We start from the raw sequence: 2,511 nt of genomic DNA on the forward strand, positions 1-2,511 counted from the left end.
TTGATGTTGGTTCAGGTCGTCCTGGAGAAGTTGTAAAGATTGCCAAGACAATCGGTCCAATTATTCAAACTGGAAAGGGAATGTTGTTGTTGCAGCAAGTGCAATTAGCTGGCAAACGTGCTCAATCTGCTTGGGATTTTGCCAATGGTATGCGTTTAGAAGTAGGAGAAGTTCTAGGTAATAGTTAGTTAGTGAGTTTCAGTGTTCAAGGGTTCGTAAAAGCGGCAAGAATCACAGGGTCCGTCTGGATTGACAGCACAACGAATCAATTCAGAGTGAGCATTGAAATAGCAGCTGGCATCCCCAATCACCCAACGCCCCTGGAGCAGGCTTTTTTCACTAGGGTGTCCAAAAGACTGCACATACAGAGCAATTTTATGCAAACGATAGCGCCCTGACTTAAGACAGTAGCGGTGGCGGCGCTCTAAAACTGTGTAGGTTTTACCTTTAAAGTCGAGATAGTTACCGGGTTGAGGTATCCAATCCAGTTGAACATTGCCAATGGTCTGACGTGGGTGCGTCAAAATTAACTCCGTGGGTAGAGAATCAGGCTCCATAGTGCTTATTGTCATTCACGCTACAGTTGAATGGTATCGCAGGCTGTGGGCTGACTATCTAGCCCAACAGAATTCTATAGCAGAAGTCATTTGTCAGAAGTCATTTGTCAGAAGTCAAACTCTTGCGCTTCTTGATGCAGTCGCTCATGGGGGAAACCCCCAAGACCGCGCTGCATCGCTTACAAAGGGTGTGAGACTTTTGTCATGTCCTAACTGCCCTGGCGACTGCTATACATAGAATTTTCCGGTGAATTATAACACACTGCTGCTAGATTGAAGACTGGATTGATCAACGAAGTGATTAACCGGAGTTGATATTACCCATATTGGTAAATTGGTCATTGAGCAAAAAATGCCTTAAATTCGTGATTGGGGTGCATAAAGTTGGGAATTTAGCAAGTTAATTCTGTAGTCAGCTTAAAAGACTGTCAGATTAAAAGACTATTGTTTCTGTTCTCTTCGTTCCATTAGCAGTTTCTACTTGTTTGCCCAAAACCCCATGACAGCAGTTATTCCTGTGGTGTGAAATTCATCCAAGTTGAACCAACAGCCCAGGCTACCAACGTTGTAACATCCTTGAGTTCCAATGTCTGTGGCTTGGGGGTAGAACTGGTGGAGTTGTTCATCGACCATGATCAATTCACCAACTGGCATTGTCTGTCAAGGACTTGAAAAATTTTCCAGTTATACCCCCATCAAAAATTCATTTACAACACAGTATGAACATCTCTGGTATTTCACTGAGGACTAACGCACTTCCTTGCCTCAGGGCTATTTTCAAGTCAGAAATTCATGGGCGTTTCGCCCACCACAAAGGAATCAAAATCTCTGTTCCCTATGCCATATTCCCTATAGTCAGATTAGCTTAATGCACTATATTCATGTTTTAGACATATGAAGTTACTGTTTGGTCGCCGCTCATCTCCTGTTGTCGAGCCTACTCAGGAAAAAACTTCAGGTTTGGGAACATTCGGTGGGGTCTATACTCCTTCGATTCTCACCATCCTGGGGGTTATTATGTACCTGCGCTTTGGTTGGGTACTTGGTAATGTTGGTTTAGTGGGTACCCTAATCATTGTTACCCTCTCCACCAGTATTACCTTTTTGACGGCTCTGTCTATTTCTGCGATCGCAACTGACCGCATTGTTAGGGCTGGTGGTGCGTATTACATGATTAGCCGTTCCCTAGGAATTGAAACTGGCGGTGCAGTAGGAATTCCCCTTTACTTTGCCCAAGCTCTCTCAGTCGCGTTATACACTATTGGTTTTGCCGAGAGCGTAGTTCAGACCTTTCCCCAGCTCAACCAGCTTTATGTAGCGCTAATTACTACTATTTTAGTGGCAATACTGGCTTTGACTTCCGCTAGCCTTGCCATCCGTATTCAATACTTTATTATGGCTGCGATAGCGCTATCCCTAATTGCTCTATTAGTCGGTAACCATGATTACCCTTATGATGTAGCTAATATTGAGCTGTGGGTGACCTCCAAAGAATCCTTCTGGCGTGTCTTTGCTGTCTTCTTCCCTGCCGTAACCGGTATCATGGCTGGGGTGAATATGTCCGGTGATCTACGCAACCCCATCCGCGCCATTCCCATCGGTACTCTGGCAGCAGTAGGCACAGGATATGCTATTTATATCATCTTACCAATTATTCTATCGATGCGGGTAGGGGGAGAAGCCCTAATTGCCAATCCTCTGATTATGAGGCAGATGGCATTTTGGGGTCCGTCAATCCTACTCGGGGTATGGGGTGCTACTCTCAGCAGTGCCTTAGGGAGTATTCTGGGTGCTCCCCGGATTTTACAGGCACTAGCTAGAGATGGAGTATTACCCCGTTGGATGCGATTCCTAGGTACGGGTAGTGGACGAGATGATGAACCACGGATTGGTACCGCTGTAACGTTGGGAATAGCTACTGCTGCAGTTTGCCTTGGTCAATTAGATATCATTG

General features: G+C 45.3%; 3 protein-coding genes and 1 pseudogene. 2 read left to right on the top strand and 2 right to left on the bottom strand.

What is annotated here, in order from left to right; translation table 11 throughout:
• Positions 1–188: pseudogene (locus F6K38_RS39285) on the top strand (methionyl-tRNA formyltransferase); the annotation flags it as partial.
• On the opposite strand, the gene F6K38_RS39290 reads toward F6K38_RS39285, so the two are convergent.
• Both F6K38_RS39290 and F6K38_RS39295 read right to left on the bottom strand, forming a co-directional pair.
• Positions 189–557 (bottom strand): DUF6464 family protein, encoded by a 369-nt coding sequence (locus tag F6K38_RS39290; protein ID WP_008182299.1) that lies wholly within the window; start codon positions 555–557, stop codon positions 189–191. It abuts the pseudogene before it with no gap.
• 477 nt (positions 558–1,034) lie between these two features.
• A complete protein-coding gene (locus tag F6K38_RS39295) occupies positions 1,035–1,211 on the bottom strand; it encodes a hypothetical protein (protein WP_008182297.1) in 177 nt (58 codons plus the stop codon).
• A 240-nt stretch (positions 1,212–1,451) separates the two neighbouring features.
• Between F6K38_RS39295 and F6K38_RS39300 the strand changes: the two genes are divergently transcribed.
• Positions 1,452–2,511: amino acid permease (locus F6K38_RS39300; RefSeq protein ID WP_353737275.1), on the top strand; the 1,060-nt coding region annotated here is incomplete at its 3' end.

The organism is Moorena sp. SIO3B2 (genome assembly GCF_010692525.1).
GTDB classification, from domain to species: domain Bacteria; phylum Cyanobacteriota; class Cyanobacteriia; order Cyanobacteriales; family Coleofasciculaceae; genus Moorena; species Moorena producens.

Bases quoted from the DNA above. Each gene is read 5' to 3' on its own strand.
- F6K38_RS39290 (WP_008182299.1), bottom strand. From the start codon at position 557: ATGGAGCCTGATTCTCTACCCACGGAGTTAATTTTGACGCACCCACGT.
- F6K38_RS39295 (WP_008182297.1), bottom strand. From the start codon at position 1,211: ATGCCAGTTGGTGAATTGATCATGGTCGATGAACAACTCCACCAGTTC.